The sequence below is a fragment of the Nocardia sp. NPDC059240 genome, from assembly GCF_042753865.1.
In the GTDB taxonomy this organism is placed as follows: domain Bacteria; phylum Actinomycetota; class Actinomycetes; order Mycobacteriales; family Mycobacteriaceae; genus Nocardia.
In genome coordinates, this window is record NZ_JBHZAC010000005.1 from 687054 (window position 1) to 703766 (window position 16713).

The following is a 16713-nucleotide window of genomic DNA, read 5'->3' on the forward strand; positions in this document are numbered from 1 at the left end:
CTCTGTAACATGTCCCTGGTTTGAGAACATCTAGCCAATAGACGGTCACCGCGCAGACCGCAACACAATTCTGCAGGTTGGCTCTCCCATGGAGCTCCCGCGGGCGAAGAGAGTCGGGGCCTCACAGGTAGCAGCGGCAATGCATGCCGTTCCATGCCGCGTGTGCCTCGGAGGAGAAGAAGGAATGGACGAGACTTTCGACGATTACCTCGACGAAACGGGGAACATCACGATTCCCGAGGGACGCACCCTCGTCGACTACGTCGAGAAGCACACCCACGGTAATGACGCCAATGACTTGGCCTACCGCTACATCGATTACTCACGCGAGCGCGACGGTGAGTACCAGGACCTCACTTGGAGTCAGTTCGGCACGCGGCTGCGCGCGGTGGCCGCCCGACTGCAGCAGGTGACCAAGCGGGGAGATCGGGTCGCGATCCTGGCTCCCCAAGGCCTGGATTACGTCATCTCCTTCTTCGCCGCCATATACGCGGGCACCATCTCCGTGCCGCTGTTCGATCCGGACGAGCCGGGTCACACCGATCGCCTGCACGCCGTGCTCGGCGACTGCACGCCGTCGGCGATCCTGACGGCGAGCTCCTCCGCCGCCGGTGTCCGCCAGTTCTTCCGCGCGCTGCCCGCGGCCCAGCGCCCGCGCATCATCGCGGTCGACGCGATTCCCGACAGCGTCGGCGAGTCCTGGATCCGTCCGGACATCCGGGTCGACGACATCGCGTATCTGCAGTACACCTCCGGCTCCACCCGCGTGCCCGCCGGCGTCGAGATCACCCACCGCGGTGTCGGCACCAATGTGCTGCAGATGGTGAACGCGCTGGATCTGAACGAGAATTCGCGTGGCGTCACCTGGCTGCCGCTCTACCACGACATGGGTCTGCTGACGGTGATCCTGCCCGCCGTGGGCGGCAAGTACATCACCATCATGTCCCCGGCCTCGTTCGTCCGTCGCCCCGCGCGCTGGATCAACGAGCTGGCCGCGGTCGCCGACGGCGCCGGAACCTTCGCCGCCGCACCGAACTTCGCGTTCGAGCACGCCGCCGTGCGCGGTCTGCCCAAGGCGGGCGAGTCGCTGGACCTGTCGAACGTGATCGGCCTGATCAACGGCTCCGAGCCGGTGACCACCACCTCGATGAGGGCTTTCAACGAGGCGTTCGCGCCGTACGGGCTGCCCAAGACCGCCATCAAGCCGTGCTACGGCATGGCCGAGGCCACCCTGTTCGTGTCGGCGACCCGGCACGAGGACGAGGCCAAGGTCATCTACGTGGATCGCCGCGAGCTCAATGCCGGTCGCGTGGTCAAGGTCGAGCAGGGCACCGACAACGCCATCGCGCAGGTGTCCTGTGGCTATGTGTCGCTGTCGCAGTGGGCCACCATCGTGGACGGCGAGTCCATCGATGCGCCCGAGGGTGCGCGTGAGGTCGCCGACGGTGAGGTCGGCGAGATCTGGCTGCACGGCAACAACATCGGCATCGGCTACTGGGGTCGCGCCGAGGAGACCCAGAACACCTTCCGTAATCAGCTGGTCCGCCGCCAGGCCGAGGGCAGCCACGCCGAAGGCGTTCCGGCCGACGGCATCTGGCTGCGCACCGGCGACTACGGCGTCTACGTGGACGGCGAGCTCTACATCACCGGTCGCGTCAAGGACCTGGTGATCGTGGACGGCCGCAACCACTACCCGCAGGACCTCGAGTACTCCGCGCAGGAGGCCTCGACCATGCTCCGTCCCGGTTTCATCGCGGCCTTCGCGGTCCCGGCCAACCAGCTGCCCGCGGATGTGTTTGCGCAGGACAGCCATTCGGGTTTGAAGTACGACGCCGACGATGCCAGCGAACAGCTGGTTATCGTGGCCGAGCGTGGTCCCGGTGCGGGCAAGGCCGATCCCGGCCCCATCGCCGACACCGTCCGCGCGGCCCTCTCCACCCGGCACGGCGTCACCGTGCGTGACATCCTGCTCGTCCCCGCCGGGTCGATCCCGCGCACGTCCAGCGGCAAGATCGCGCGTCGTGCCTGCAAGGCTGCTTATCTGGAGGGCACACTGCGTGGTGGTTACACGCAGCAGGCTTTCCCCGATGCACCAGACGAGGAGTGAGACGACCGTCTCACGATGGATGGCGCGAGCCGAGTTCGGCTCGCGCCATTCATGCATGGATCACCAACCCCGATTCACGCCGCGCACCGTACGCAGACAGGTAGCTTGAGGAACTGATGGCTGAGAACGAGGGCACCGACCCCACCCAGACGACCGACAATGCTCCGGCGGACGGCGTGCCCGCCGTTCCCAAGCCCGCGATCACCGATATGTCGGTCGCGGACATGCAGGAGTGGCTGCGCCGCTGGGTATCCGACGCGACCGGGCAACCGCTGGAGAACATCACGGTGGACCGGCCGATGGAGGAGTTCGGCCTCGCTTCTCGGGATGCCCTGGCGCTCGGTGGCGATATCGAGGAGCTGACCGGGGTCGTGCTGAACGCGACCATCGTGTTCCAGCACCCGACCATCGCCTCGCTCTCGGAGCGAATCATCAACGGGGAGCCCGATCTTCCGGCCGATTCGGCCGACGACTCGTTCTACACCCAGGGTCTGCAGCCCGGCGAGGCGCACGATATCGCCATTGTCGGCCTGTCCACCCGCTTCCCCGGTGCGGGCGATACGCCCGAATCCACCTGGGATTTCCTGATCAATCGCGGTGACGCGATCCGCGATCTACCCGAGGGCCGCTGGTCGGAGTTCCTCGACGACCCGCGGCTGGTGGAGCAGATCGCCAAGTCCAACGTCAAGGGCGGTTACCTCGACCAGGACGTGCTCAAGAGCTTCGATGCCGAGTTCTTCGCCATCTCGCCGGTCGAGGTGGAGCGGATGGACCCGCAGCAGCGCCTGGCGCTGGAGCTGACCTGGGAAGCCTTGGAGCACGCCCGAATTCCCGCCAACACCCTCAAGGGTGAGCAGGTCGGCGTCTTCATCGGCTCGACCAGCACCGAGTTCATGATGATCGCGGGCATGGCGGTCGGGAACACCGATCCGGGCACGCCGCTGTCGGCCGAGGGCTACAGCATCATGGGCAGCGTCTCGGCCATCATCCCCAACCGGGTCTCCTACTTCTACGACTTCCGCGGTCCGTCGATCGCCGTCGACACCGCGTGCTCGTCCTCGCTGGTGGCGGTGCACCAGGCGGTGCGGGCGCTGCGCAACGGTGAGGCCGATCTGGCGCTGGCCGGTGGCACCAACGCACTGCTGTCGCCCGCCGCGACGCTGGCGTTCGACGCCAACGGCGGTGTGTCGAAAGACGGTCACATCAAGGCGTTCTCGAACGACGCCGACGGCATGGTGCGCTCCGAGGGTGCCGGTCTGGTGGTGCTCAAGCGCCTCGCCGACGCCGAGCGTGACGGCGACACCATCTACGCGGTGGTCAAGGGCTCGGCGGTCAACAGCGACGGTCGCTCCAACGGCCTGCTGGCCCCGAACCCCGACGCCCAGGCCGATGTGCTGCGCCAGGCCTACCGCGACGCCGGAATCCCGCCGTCCCAGGTCGATTACATCGAGGCGCACGGCACCGGCACCCCGATCGGCGACCCGATCGAGGGTGACGCGCTGGGCCGGGTCGTCGGCCGTGGCCGCGACGCCGACAAGCCCGCGCTGCTGGGTTCGGCCAAGACCAACTTCGGTCACCTGGAGGCCGCCGCGGGCGCCGCGAGCCTCGCCAAGGTGATCCTGTCGTTGCAGCACAACGTCATTCCGCCGCATTGCAACTACGCCGGTCCGACCCCGTTCATCCCGTGGGATCAGGCGCACCTGAAGATCGTCGAGCAGCCGACGGAATTCCCGCGCTACAGCGGCAAGGCCATCATCGGCATCAACGGTTTCGGTTTCGGTGGCACCAACGCGCACGTGGTCATCCAGGAGTACGTGCCGACCCCGGCCGCCCTGGAACTGCCCGAGACCACCGATCTCGACGACGAGACCACCGATGTGATCGCCGAAGCCGAGGCCATTACGGAAGCCGCCGCGCCGGAACCGGAGTGGGGCAACCGCGAAGAGCCGATGCCTTACATCATCCCGGTGTCGGGCTACCTGCCCTCGCGCCGCAAGCGCGCCGCCAAGGATCTGGCCGACTGGCTGGAATCCGAAGCGGGACAGGCGACTCCGCTGGTGGACCTGGCCCGTACGCTGGCCAAGCGCAACCACGGCCGCTCGCGCGGTGTGGTGGTCGCCAAGACGCACGAGGAAGCCGTCGCGGGCCTGCGGGCCATCGCAGAGGGCAAGCCGGGCAACGGCGTCTACACCGCGGACTCCCCGGCCCCGCTGGGTGCGCTGTGGGTGATGGCCGGTTTCGGTGCGCAGCACCGCAAGATGGGCAAGCAGCTCTACACCGAGAACTCGATCTTCCGTAAGGCCGTCGATCAGGTCGACGAGCTGGTCGTCGACGAGGCCGGGTACTCGGTCAAGGAGATGATCCTCGACGACTCCATGGATTGGGATATCGGCACCGGCCAGGTCGGCACCTTCACCATCCAGGTGGGTCTGGCCTCGATCCTGCGCGCGCACGGCGCGGAGCCGGAGGGCGTGGTCGGCCATTCCCAGGGTGAGGTTGCGGCCGCGTACATTTCGGGCGGTCTGCCGCTCGAGGACGCGGTCCGGGTGATCTGCGCGCGCTCGCGGCTGATGGCCGAGGGCGAGGCCATGCTGACCGACGACCAGGTGCGCAATATGGCGCTGCTGGAGTACTCGGCCGACGAGGTCGCCAAGCTCATCGAGACCGAGTTCCCCGATATCGAGGTCGCGGTGTACGCCGCGCCCAACAACACCGTCATCGGCGGCATGCCGGACCAGGTGCACGCGATCGTGGCGCGCGCCGAGGCCGACGGCAAGTTCGCGCGCGTGCTGCAGACCCGCGGCGCCGGCCACACCTCGCAGATGGACATGCTGCTGGGCGAGCTCGCCGCCGAGCTGGCGGGCATCGAGCCCACCAAGCTCAAGCGCGACCTCTACTCCACCGTGCACGCGAACGCGCACTACAAGGCGGGCAACCCGCCGGTGCACGACGTGGACTACTGGGTCATGAACATGCGCGGCTCGGTGTACTTCACCAATGCCATCCGCGGCGCCGTGAACACCGGTATCACCACGTTCCTGGAGCTGGCGCCGAATTCCGTTGCGCTGATGCAGGTCCTGGGCACCACCTTCGCGGCGGGTGTGCACAACGCGGCACTCATCCCGACGCTGAAGCGTAAGGAAGACGAGGCCGCGGGCATCATCACCGCGATGGCGCAGCTCTACGTGCACGGTCACAAGGTGGACCTGCCCTCGCTGCTGCCGGCCGGTGAGTACGGCGACGCGCCGCGCACCGCTTTCCTGCGTAAGCAGTACTGGCCCAAGACTTCCGGTGGTTTCGGTGGCGGCTCGGGCAATGCTCGCGTCCCCGGCGCGCACGTCGCGCTGCCGGACGGCCGCCACGTGTGGGAGGTGCAGGCCTCGGCCGTCACCGATCTCGCCGCGCTGGTGAATGCCGCTGCGGCGCAGGTGCTCTCGGATGTCACGGTCGGCGCGTCGCTGGCGCACGGCCAGATTCCGGCCGCAGGCACCCTGACCACCACGCTCACCCCGCACCCGGGTGGCGCGTCGGTGTCGGTGCACGCCAAGGAAGGCAATGTCTTCCGGCCGCTGTTCGACGCGGTCGTCACCTCCGGCGCACCCCTGCCGGAATCGGTTGTGGCACAGCCGGTCGCGGCCGCTGTCGTCGAGGCGGCCCCGGCCGCCGCGATCGAGGCGGCTCCCGGTGAGCGCTGGGATCCCAAGGGCACCCAGACCATCGAGGCCCGCCTGGCTATCATCGTGGCCGAGTCCATGGGCTACGCGGTCGAGGACCTGCCGATGGAGATCCCGCTCATGGAGCTGGGTCTGGATTCGCTGATGGCCATGCGCATCAAGAACCGCGTCGAATACGAATTCGACATCCCGCAGCTGCAGATCCAGGCCGTGCGCGACGCCAGCCTGCTCGAGGTCGGCAAGGTGCTGCGCTACGCCGTCGAGCACCGTGATCAGCTCGAGGACATTGCCGCCCGCCAGGCCGCCGGTGAGGATGTCGCCGTCGACGCCGACTTCATCTCCGCCGCCCGCGCCGCCATGGCCGAGGGCAAGGATCCGGCGGCACTGCTGCCCAAGACTGAGACCACCTCCCCGGTGGCCGAGGCCGAGGAGATCGTCGCCGAGGCCGAAGCCGTTGAGGCGGTGCTCGAGTCGGCCGCGCCGATCGCCGAGACCGACGCCGACAATGTGCCCCCGCGCAATGGCGAGGAGCGTCTCGCCTTCGCCACCTGGGCGATGGTGACCGGCAAGACCGCGGGCGGCATCTTCAACCAGCTGCCCGAGGTCGACGACGCGATCGTGGCCAAGGTGGCGGCGCGCCTGTCGGAGCGGGTCAAGGCCGAGGTCGATCCGGCCGAGGTGCGGGCCTGCAAGACCATCGAGCAGCTGTCCGAGGTGGTCGTGCGCTACCAGGGCAAGAGCTCGGATCTCGAGGGCTTCGTGCGCACGCTGCGCGCGAAGGAGGCCGGTTCGGATGCCGTGCCGGTCTTCGTGTTCCACGCTTCGGGTGGCAACACCCTGGTCTACGAGCCGCTGCTGAACCGTCTCCCGGCGGGTACGCCGATGTACGGCTTCGAGCGCGTCGAGGGCACCATCGAAGAGCGTGCGCGCCAGTACATTCCGGAGATCCGCAAGCGGCAGCCGGAGGGCCCGTACGTCTTCTACGGCTGGTCGTTGGGTGCGGTGTTCGCGCTCAAGGTCGGCGAGATCATGCGTGCCGAGGGTGCGGATGTCCGCCAGGTCGGCCTGATCGACCTCGCCATTCCGGTGCAGCCGTACGACAATTCGGATGCCGAGCGGGTGGAGCGCCTCCGCCGCTACCAGTCCTTCGCGCAGAAGACCTACGGCTTCAACGGTGAACTCGACGAGGAGCAGCTCGAGGAGCTGGCCGCGGCCTCGGACGCCGAGCAGATCGAGATCATCATGGAGCTGATCAAGTTCGCCGGGGTGGACATCCCGGGCGGCGTGGTCGAGCACCAGCGCACCTCGTGGATCGACAGCAAGGAACTGCAGAAGATCGAGCAGTCCAAGTACGACGGCCCGGTCACCCTGTACCTGGCCGATCGCTACCACGACGGAATGATCGAGCTGGAACCGCGTTTCGCCGAGCGGCAGCCGAACGGCGGCTGGGCCGAGCACATTCCGAATCTGGACATCATCCACATTCCGGGCGATCACATCCAGATCATCGACGAGCCCCGGATCGCCACCATCGGTGCCGATCTCACCAAGAAACTCGCCGAGATCGACACCACAACGAAATAGCACCACCGCGTCATTGGTTCTGCGAAAGTAGGTTTTTGCCGAAAGGAGTCCAGTGAGCACCACCGCCGAGAAACTCGCCGACCTTCGACACAAGCTCGACAGCGCGAGGGAACCGGCGGGAGATGCGGGTATAGCCAAGCGGGCCAGGAAGGGGATTCCTTCCGCCCGCGACCGCATCAATATGCTGCTGGACCCCGGTTCCTTCGTGGAAATCGGTGCGCTGGTGCGCAATCCGGGCGATAAGAATGCCCTCTACGGGGATGGCGTGGTCACCGGCCACGGCCTGGTGGAGGGTCGCCCGGTGGCCGTGTTCTCGCACGATCAGACCGTCTACGGCGGTTCGGTCGGCGAGATGTTCGGCCGCAAGGTCGCGGGCATTATGGAATTCGCGGCCAAGGTGGGCTGCCCGGTGGTCGGTATCAACGATTCCGGCGGCGCCCGCGTGCAGGAGGCGGTGACCTCGCTGGCCTGGTATGCCGAGCTGGGCCGGCGGCAGGAACCGTTGTCCGGCTTGGTGCCTCAGATCTCGATGATCCTGGGCAGCTGTGCGGGCGGCGCGGTCTACGCGCCCATCAATACCGACGTGGTGGTGGCCACCGAGGCCGCCTACATGTTCGTGACGGGCCCCAAGGTGATTCGCGAGGTCACCGGCGAGGATGTCAGCCTCGAGGAGCTCGGCGGCGCGAATTCCCAAGCGCAGTACGGCAATATCCACCATGTCGCCAAGACCGAGGACGCCGCGTTCGCGTGGGTGCGGGAATATCTGAGCTATCTGCCGTCGAGCTGCCAGGAGCAGCCGCCGATCGTGAATCCCGGTCTGGAACCGGAACTCACCGAATCGGATCTGGAGCTCACCGGCATCGTGCCCGACGCCGACAATGCCGGGTACGACATGCACGAGATCCTGATCCGCATCTTCGACGACGGCGCGTTCCACGAGTTCGGTGAATCCGCGGGTAGGAACGTCATCTGTGGCTTCTCCCGGGTGGACGGCCGCACGGTCGGCGTGGTGGCCAATCAGCCGATGGTTTACGCGGGTGCGCTGGACGCGCGCGCCTCGGACAAGGCCGCGCATTTCGTGCGGATCTGCGACGCCTTCGAGATTCCGCTGGTCTTCGTGGTGGATACGCCCGGCTTCCTACCCGGGGTGGAGCAGGAGAAGATCGGCGTCATCAAGCGTGGCGGCCGGTTCATCTTCTCCTTCGTGGAGGCGACGGTCCCGAAGGTGACCGTGGTGATCCGCAAGTCCTACGGTGGCGGTTATGCCGTCATGGGGTCCAAACAGCTTGGCGCGGACGTGAATCTGGCCTGGCCGACGGCCCGGATCGCGGTCATGGGCGCGGAGAGCGCGGTATCGCTGATCGGGGCGAAGAGCCTGGACGCGGCCCCGGAGGACCAGCGGGCGGCGATGCGCCAGCAGATGATCGACTTCTACAACGCCACCATCGCGACCCCGTGGGTGGCGGCCGAGCGGGGTTATATCGATGCTGTCATCGACCCGGCCACCACCCGGCTGGAGATTCGCCGCGCGCTGCACCTGCTGCGGGACAAGAAAGTCCCCCGCAATCCGCGCAAACATCATCTGATCCCGCTCTAGTTATGAAAAGCTCGCATTTCAGTTTTGGAATGCGAGCTTTGGAGCGAACCGCTGATGGCTACCCCACGAATTCGTCGATCGATCCTCGGTGGTGTGGTCACCGCCGCCACCGCCCTGGCGGTCCTGTCCGCCGCGCCGTCTGCGTCCGCGGCGGTCACCGGCATCACCCCCGGAACCGCGCTCGCGCACGTCAATTCGACCTACACCGTGACCGCCACCGACTTCGGTGCGCCCGCGGGCACCCAGGTGAGCTTCTGGTTCGGGGACGCCGCCGGGACCCTCACCCTGTTGGGCGCCACGCCGGTGAACTCGTCGGGCGTCGCGACCATCCAGTGGACTCCCACTGCCGTCGGGTCGGGCACCGTCAAGATCGTCGCCAGCGACGACGGGAGCAGCACCAGCAGCAATGCGGCCAGCACCAGCGTTCCCGTCACCGCGGTCCCCGCGGGCAGCCTGGGCACCGGCAGCGCCGCCAAGATTCCGATCATCGGCGGCCTGGTGAGCGCCCTGCTGGGGATGTTCGGACTCGCCTGACGCGAGCCGGTCGCCTTGTTCAGGCGGCTCGCCGATTGCGCTGAATCTATCGGGTGGCCCGCACAGATGTGAGAGCCTTCAGCTATGAGTACCTCACCCTTGGCGCTACTCGAAGGCGGGCCGGATGGCCTCGAACAGCGGATCGTTCCGATCACCCCACCGGGCTTCGAGCTCCGAGTGGCGTTCGGGGGCGGATATGAGCGGTTCAAGCAGACGCCACGGTGGGAGGACACACCGGAAGGCAGCCTGCCCGTCTACGAATGGGTCGCGCACATCGACGCCAAGCGTTGAACGGTACGAGCCGAACCTTGACCGGCACGAATAGATAAGACCCGAAACAACAGTGGCCGCCCGCAATGTCGCGGGCGGCCACCGATTACGTCATGTCGCGGGTCAGAACACCCGCATCTTGCCCGGTGACCAGAACCCGGAGCGAGTCACCTCGTGGGTGTCGATCTCGGCGGGCTTGGGGAAGCCGCTCGGATCCGAGGGATCCGTGTAGAACGGCTCGTACTGCTCGAGCGAACCCCAGTCGCGGTCGTAGTTGTCCTTCAGATAGGTCGGGACCGTCTTGGACGACGAGAGCATCTCCGCCCAGCCCAGCGGACCACCGAATTCCTCGGCCTGCCAGGTGTTGGTGGAACTGGTGGCCAGCGGCCGGTCGGGCAGGATGCGGTACTTGGGGGCCGCGTCGACCACGCCGTTGCGATGATCGAACGGGTGCTGGCACGGGAACTGCAGGCCGACGGCCCAGTCCAGCAGGATCGGCTGGGTGGAGCCCAGATAGTTGTTGAGCGACACCAGCTTCGGCACCCGCGGCGGGGTGAAGGCCAGCCACTGGTCGCCGATCAGGATCGGGTCGCGGGCGTAGATGCGGACCGCGTCGGCGTCGTCGGGCAGGGCCGAGCGCGGGATGCGCAGGTTGCGCCAGGACGGGGCCGGGCCGATATCCAGCGGCCGGTACTGGTCGATGTAGGTGACCGTGCCGTCCGGGTTGTGGTGGCCGTACTGCAGGAACAGGTCCTGGCCGTAGGTCATGTTGTTGGTGGCGTCGAAGGACATCACGCGACCGGCCGCCGAGATCACGATCAGGGGCGTCTCGTCCGTCCGCGGGGGCAGCGTGTACCAGCTGGAGGTGAGTTCGGCGGGCTGCTGCACGCCGTCCTGGTAGCTGCCCATCACCGGGGTGGTGGCCGGGTTCAGGCCGAAGGGCAGCGCGACGGTGGAACCGTTGACGCCCTCCGCGCCCTTGCCGCCGCCGGTTCCCGCGTTCTGGCCCTTCTCGAAGGCCGGGCCGACGGTCTGGGTGGAGGTGTTGCCGGTGCCCGGCTTCACCTCGACGCTGTCGGCGTCCAGCTTGTCGGCGACGCCGTTGGGGGAGAAGCCCTTCGGGTTCTCACCGGCGAGCGGGTCGCCGGTTGACGGTGGGATCGGGGTCAGGTTGCCGCTGTTGACATCCGGTTCCACCAGCACGTCGTTGGCGAGTCCGCAGGTGTTGCCGGCGACGGCGTCGAAGTTCGAGCGGGCCAGCGAGTACGCCGGGTACTGCCCGACCGCGCCCTTCACCAGGGACAGCACCTCGAAGGCCACCATGAGCGCCGCCACCACGGTGAGCGGAACGGCCGCGAACTTGCGGATCCGCTTGCCGCGCTTGGTCTTCCCGTCCGCCTCCGGTTTGGCATACCCCTCCCGCAGTGACTGCCAGGCCACCACGGCCAGCGCCAGCCCGAAGAGCATGAGCATGAAGGTGTTGGACTGGAAGCCGTGCAGCGATACCCGCTTGTCGTACCAGGGCACGCCGTAGCTGGAGACGTACCAGTAGCCGTTGATGCCGGAGAAGGCGACGGCGAGGGTGAACAGCAGCCCGGCCAGGAACACCGAGCGGTTCTTGCGGGAGCGAAGTGCGGTGGCGGACACCGCGACCGCGGTCACCGCCGCCAGCGAGCCCGCGATGCCCGCGTACGAACCGAAGTGGTGGGTCCACTTGGTCGGGTTGAACATCATGAAGAAGATGGTTCCGAAGACCACGCCCATGAGCCGCCAGGTCGGCGCGCTCGCGATGCCCGGCACCTGTCGGCGGCGCAGCAGCACCAGCATGGTGGTGATCAGGCACAGGATCATCAGCAGGAACGCGAAACGCCGCGCCAGCGAGCCGTCGACGGTCTCGACGAACAGGTAGTAGTAGCGCAGGTAGTCCTCGTACCAGGCCAGGTTGGGCCCGGTCACCTGCCGCACCCGGTTGGCCTCCATGATTCCGGCGAAGGTCTGATCGGCGAAAACCGCCACCAGGACCAGGAATCCGGATGCCGCGATGGGGGCCAGCAGGGCCAGGTCGCCGAACTGCTTGCGGCGTCGCACCACGATCCGCACCAGCGGCCGGATGCCCGCGAGCAGCGCCGCCACACACATCAGCCCGGTCGGTGCCGCTGCCAGCGTGAACGCCGCCACCAGCACCGCGACCGCGGCGGGCAGCAATCGTGAAGTGGCGATGGCCCGTTCGATGGACACCCAGGTCAGCAGCGCGCCCAGCGCGACGATCGGCTCCGAGCGCAGGCCGTTGTCGTAGGGCAGCCAGAAGGCCAGGAACACCAGGCCGCCGGTCCACAGCGCGACATTGGACTTGGCCACCGCATTGCCCAGTCGCGGCACCACCTCGCGGCTGATCACCAGCCAGCAGAGAATGCCGCAGAGCAGCGCGGGAATTCGCACCCACGGGCTGGCGGTGGAGATCTCGGCGAACGCCTGGATGACGTAGTAGTACCAGCCGAACGGGGCCTCCGGGACACCGAACCAGCGGAAGTAGTTGGCCAGGTAGCCCGCGTGCGGTGCCGCGCGCACCATGGTCAGGATGTAGCCGTCGTCGGAAGTGTTGGCGCCCACGAAGTGCCACAGCAGCAGCGTGCCGATGATGCCGCCGTCGGCCCAGGTCGGCTTGAGCCAGTGCGCGGGCAGGAAGCGGCGGTGGCCGCGACCGTCACTGGTGTCCAGCACCGCCAGCGCGCCCATGGACAGCAGGGTCAGCAGCACGGCGGCGATGATCGCGACCAGCTTGATGACGGTCGGCGAGGAGGAGAACCGCGAGTCCACCGTCATGTGGAACGAAAGGCCCTCCGGGACCGCGCCTTTCATATCGGTGAAGACGCCGACCACCTGCGGGCGCAGGTCGCCGAGCAGGCGGCCCTCGACCGGGACGGTGACGAGTTCCCGGCCGCCGTCGGCGGTCGGCTTCTCGACGGTGCGGGTGACGCCCTCGAAGTTGGCGTAGGTTTGCTTGTCGTCGGAGGTGATGACGAGCTTGGTGCACTCGCTCATCTCCGCGCGGGTCGCGGTGGCCACCACGGCATTCCGGTCCAGCACGTCGACGGCGTCACCGGACACGCGGACGAACATGGCCTCCAGGTCCGCGCCCTTGCCCTGCGGCGGTGCGGTTGCCATGAGGATGCCGCCGCGCGGATCCAGTTGGCTCACCGCCGAACACGGGATGCTGAGATTCACGTCGATCGGCACCTGCGACACCAGTGCCGCCTGCACCGGATCGAGCGAATTGCCCTGCGGCCAGCTCACCTCCGCCTGCGTCTGCTGCACCGGCAGGAACGGGGTCGCCAGCGCGAACACCGCGCCGAGCAGGCCGGCGACGATGGCGATCAGCTTCGCGATGCGGAAATCGCGCGGTGTTGCGGGTGCGGTCGCCGAGGGATTCGGCTTCGTGAGGACTGCGGAGGCGTCGGGCACGGTTGCTGATCGTATAGGCAGTCACTGAGAGTGGCGCTCTTCACTCCCGCGCCACGACAAGCATGGTCGAAATACTCGAAAAAGCCCGCGCGAAGCACTGCTTCACGCGGGCTTTTCCAGGTTCTACTTGGCCTTGATGGGCGAATCCTTGGCCAGGCCGGAGCGGGTTTGGACCGTCACGTCGAGGATCGGGGCCTTCTTCGCATTCGGGACATAAGGGGTGAACTGCTCGAGTGCGCCCCAGTCGCGGCTCCAGTCGTGCTTCAGATACGTCGGGCGGGTCTCGGATTTCAGCAGCAAACCCGTCCAGCCCAGTGGACCGCCACCGATGTCGTCCTGCCAGGCGTTGGAGGCGTCCTGGCCCACCCGGTCGGGCAGGATGCGCCACTGCGGCACCTCGGCCACGCCGTCGTGGTGGTCGAAGGGTCGCTGGCACGGGAAGGCGAGGCCGACGTGCCAGTCCTCCAGGACCGGGGCGTCATGGGGGATAACGTCATTCAAGGTCGCGAGCTTGGGCAGGCGCGGCGGAGTCACCGCGAGCCACTGACGCGGGGTGATATCGGCGTCGTTGAGCACCAGGCGAATCGCATCGGCCCCGGCCGGAATCTGATCCAGCGGGACGCGCAGATTGCGCCAGGACGGGCTGGGGCCGATATCGATCGGCCGGATCTGCCCGGTGTCGGTGACCTTGCCGTCGGCGTCGCGGGTGCCGTACTCGACGATCAGGTCCTGGCCGTAGGTCTCCACCCCGTCCTTGTTGAAGGACTTGATGCGGCCCGCCGCCGTCACGACCAGCACCTGGTAGGCCGGGTCGTTGCGCACCGACTTCAACTGCTCGGCGTTGTACCACTGCGTGGTGAGCTTCGAAACCTGCTGCTCGCCATCGGTGTAACTGCCCATGACCGGCGTCTTGGCCGGGTCCAGCCCGAAGGGCAGGGCCACCGTGCTGCCGTTGATGCCGGTCTCGTCGCTCTTCCCGCCGCCGGTGCCCGCGCCGGTGGTCTTGGAGGTCTTGTTGCCGGACTTGTCGTTCACCGAGTTGGCCCCGCCGGAGACGGTCTCCTCGGTGTCCGCGGTGAGGTCGGAGGCGACCCCGTTGGGCGTGAATCCGGTGTTCTCCGCGACCAATCCGTCGGCGTCCGAACCGCTCCACGGGTGCAGCAGCGACCCGGCGGTATCGGTCTCCACCAGCACCTCGTTGGCCAGCGCGCACGAATCACCCCGCAGCGCCCGCAGGTTCGATTCGGCGATGGAGTAGGCCGGGTACTGGCTGACGGCCGCCTTGGCCAGCGACAGCACCTCGAACAGCACCAGCGCGGCCGCGGCGAGGGTGAGCGGCATGCTCGCGAACTTGTCGAACCCACGTGCCGGTTTCGGTGTCGCGTACGGCTCCCGGAAGTGCTGGTAGGCCGCGATCAGCAGGCACAGCACCGCCAGGCCCAGGAACAGCGTCGAGAAGCCCTTGCCCGCGATCAGCGGGGCCTTGTCGAACCACGGCACACCGTAACTGGACACGTACCACCAGCCGTTGGGCCCGGTGAAGGTGATGGCCAGCAGGAAGAACACCGCCGCGGTGAACAGCGTCCGATTGCGTGGTGAGCGAATCCCGTTGACCCCCACCGCGACCGCGGCCAGCGCCGCCACCGATCCGGCGAGTCCGGCGTACACGCCGAAGTGGTGGGTCCACTTGGTGGGCGTGAACATCATCAGGAACAGCGACATGAAGATGATGCCGAGGATCCGCGCCGACGGCCCGCGCGAAGTGCCGGGGATACGGCCGTTCTTGCGCAGCATCACCATCACGCACACGCCCAGTGCCAGCAGCATGGCCAGAATGCCGAAGCGCCGTGCCAGCGACCCGTCGGGCGAGAGCATGAGCAGCGAGTCCCAGCGGGTGCGCTCGTCGAACCAGGCCACATTGGGCCCGATGAGGGTGCGCACCCGGGTCGCCTCCATCACCGAGGCCAGCGTCTGATCGCCGAAAACGACGACCAGCACCAGGGTTCCGGCCGCCACGCCGGGCGCGAGAAGCGCGCCGTAGCGCAGCAGCCATGAACCCTCGCCGTCCTTGGCGCGCTTGATGATGACCATGAGCACCGGCCGCGCGCCCGCGAACAGCGCGGCCAGGCAGATGAGCCCGGTCGGCCCGGCCGCCAGCGAGAACGCGGCGATCAGCACGCCGACCGCGGCGGGCAGCAGTCGCCCGGTGGCGATGGCGCGTTCGATGGAGCACCAGGTCAGCAGCGCGCCCGCCGCGATGAGCGGTTCGGGGCGCAGGCCGTTGTCGTAGGGCATCCAGGCGGCCAGGAACACCAGCCCGGCGGTCCAGACCGCGACATTGTCGCGGCGCACCCGCGAACCCAAGCGCGGCAGCACTTCCCGGCTGATCACCAGCCAGCAGGTGATACCCGCGAGCAGGGCGGGCAGTCGCATCCACGGGCTGGAATCGCTGATCCGGGTCATCCAGGCCAGCACCTCGTACGGCCAGCCGAAGGGCGCTTCCGCCACCCCGAACCAGCGGTAGTAGTTGGCCATGTAGCCCGAATCCTTGGAGGCCCGAGCCATATTCAGGATGTAGCCGTCATCGGAGGTGTTCGCGCCGATGATGTGCCAGACCAGCAGCGTGCCGATCACCGCCACATCCGCGAGCCGGACCCGGAACCAGTGCGCGGGCAGGAACCGGCGCGGCTTGCGCCCGTCGGAGGTGTCGAGCATGTGCAGCGCGTACATGGCGAGCAGGGTGAACAGCACCGCGCCGATGGTCGCGGCCCGCTTGATCCAGTTCGGGCTGGAGGTGAAGCGCGCGTCGATATGCACGGTGGCGGAGGCGTTTCCGAGCTGATCCCGCTTCAGGTCGGTGAACAGGCCCACCACCTGCGGCCGGGTGTCCCCGCCCACCTTGCCGGTGAACGGCGTCCCGTCCTTGCGGCTGACGCCGGCGAACTCGACCCGGGTCTCGGTGGCATCCGAATGCACCGTGATCGCGGTGCAGTTCTCGATTTCGGCAATCGGTGCGGACAGCAACGGAATCAGCCGCACCAGCACCGAGACCGTGCGCCCCTTCTCGGGCTCGTCGGTCACCTTGACGACCAGGCCCTTGGATTCGGCCTGCCCCGACGCCTCGGGCACGGTCGAGAAGAGCGTGCCGGTCGGCAACTCCCGCAGCAGCCCGCACGGCAGGCTGACATCCAGGTTCAACGGCACATACGACACCAAAGGGGCATCGACGTTCGCCGTATCCCCTTGGGGCCACTGCAGTGTCGGCCGGTCCTGGTTGACCGGCAGGATCGGCGTGATGGCCGCCAGCAGGAATCCCAGTAACCCGGAGACCAGGGCGATGAGTCGGAAGCGGTGGAACGCTCGGGAGTCTGCGCGCACGAGCACCGACTCTAGCTACCCCCGGAGCGGGTTCCGCCACGACTCGTCTGTAGCCGAATCCGCAGATGTCAGTCAGGATGGTTGTTATCCGAACTGGGCGTGGGGCC

7 protein-coding genes are annotated in these 16713 nt (G+C 67.5%); 5 read left to right on the forward strand and 2 right to left on the reverse strand.

Annotation, left to right across the window (positions count from 1 at the left end; translation table 11 throughout):
- Positions 1 to 184: 184 nt before the first annotated feature.
- The 5 genes from fadD32 to ACFXHA_RS21985 all read left to right on the forward strand — a co-directional run bounded on the left by fadD32 (position 185) and on the right by ACFXHA_RS21985 (position 9787).
- Positions 185 to 2107: a long-chain-fatty-acid--AMP ligase FadD32 gene (gene fadD32 / locus ACFXHA_RS21965; protein WP_379359469.1), complete on the forward strand. Its 1923-nt coding sequence runs from the start codon at positions 185 to 187 to the stop codon at positions 2105 to 2107.
- A 116-nt stretch (positions 2108 to 2223) separates the two neighbouring features.
- A complete protein-coding gene (gene pks13 / locus ACFXHA_RS21970; RefSeq protein WP_379359471.1) occupies positions 2224 to 7365 on the forward strand; it encodes a polyketide synthase Pks13 in 5142 nt (1713 codons plus the stop codon).
- A gap of 52 nt (positions 7366 to 7417) precedes the next feature.
- On the forward strand, positions 7418 to 8962 hold the full coding sequence (locus ACFXHA_RS21975) for an acyl-CoA carboxylase subunit beta (RefSeq protein ID WP_379359473.1): 1545 nt from the start codon (positions 7418 to 7420) through the stop codon (positions 8960 to 8962).
- Between the two features lie 54 nt (positions 8963 to 9016).
- Positions 9017 to 9496, forward strand: coding sequence for a hypothetical protein (locus ACFXHA_RS21980; RefSeq protein ID WP_379359475.1), 480 nt, complete (start codon positions 9017 to 9019; stop codon positions 9494 to 9496).
- A gap of 84 nt (positions 9497 to 9580) precedes the next feature.
- Positions 9581 to 9787 (forward strand): DUF5988 family protein, encoded by a 207-nt coding sequence (locus ACFXHA_RS21985; RefSeq protein ID WP_379359477.1) that lies wholly within the window; start codon positions 9581 to 9583, stop codon positions 9785 to 9787.
- A 102-nt stretch (positions 9788 to 9889) separates the two neighbouring features.
- On the opposite strand, the gene ACFXHA_RS21990 is transcribed toward ACFXHA_RS21985, so the two are convergent.
- Positions 9890 to 13228 (reverse strand): arabinosyltransferase domain-containing protein, encoded by a 3339-nt coding sequence (locus ACFXHA_RS21990; protein WP_379359479.1) that lies wholly within the window; start codon positions 13226 to 13228, stop codon positions 9890 to 9892.
- Positions 13229 to 13351: 123 nt separating this feature from the next.
- On the reverse strand, positions 13352 to 16606 hold the full coding sequence (locus tag ACFXHA_RS21995; protein WP_379359481.1) for an arabinosyltransferase domain-containing protein: 3255 nt from the start codon (positions 16604 to 16606) through the stop codon (positions 13352 to 13354).
- Positions 16607 to 16713: the final 107 nt, after the last annotated feature.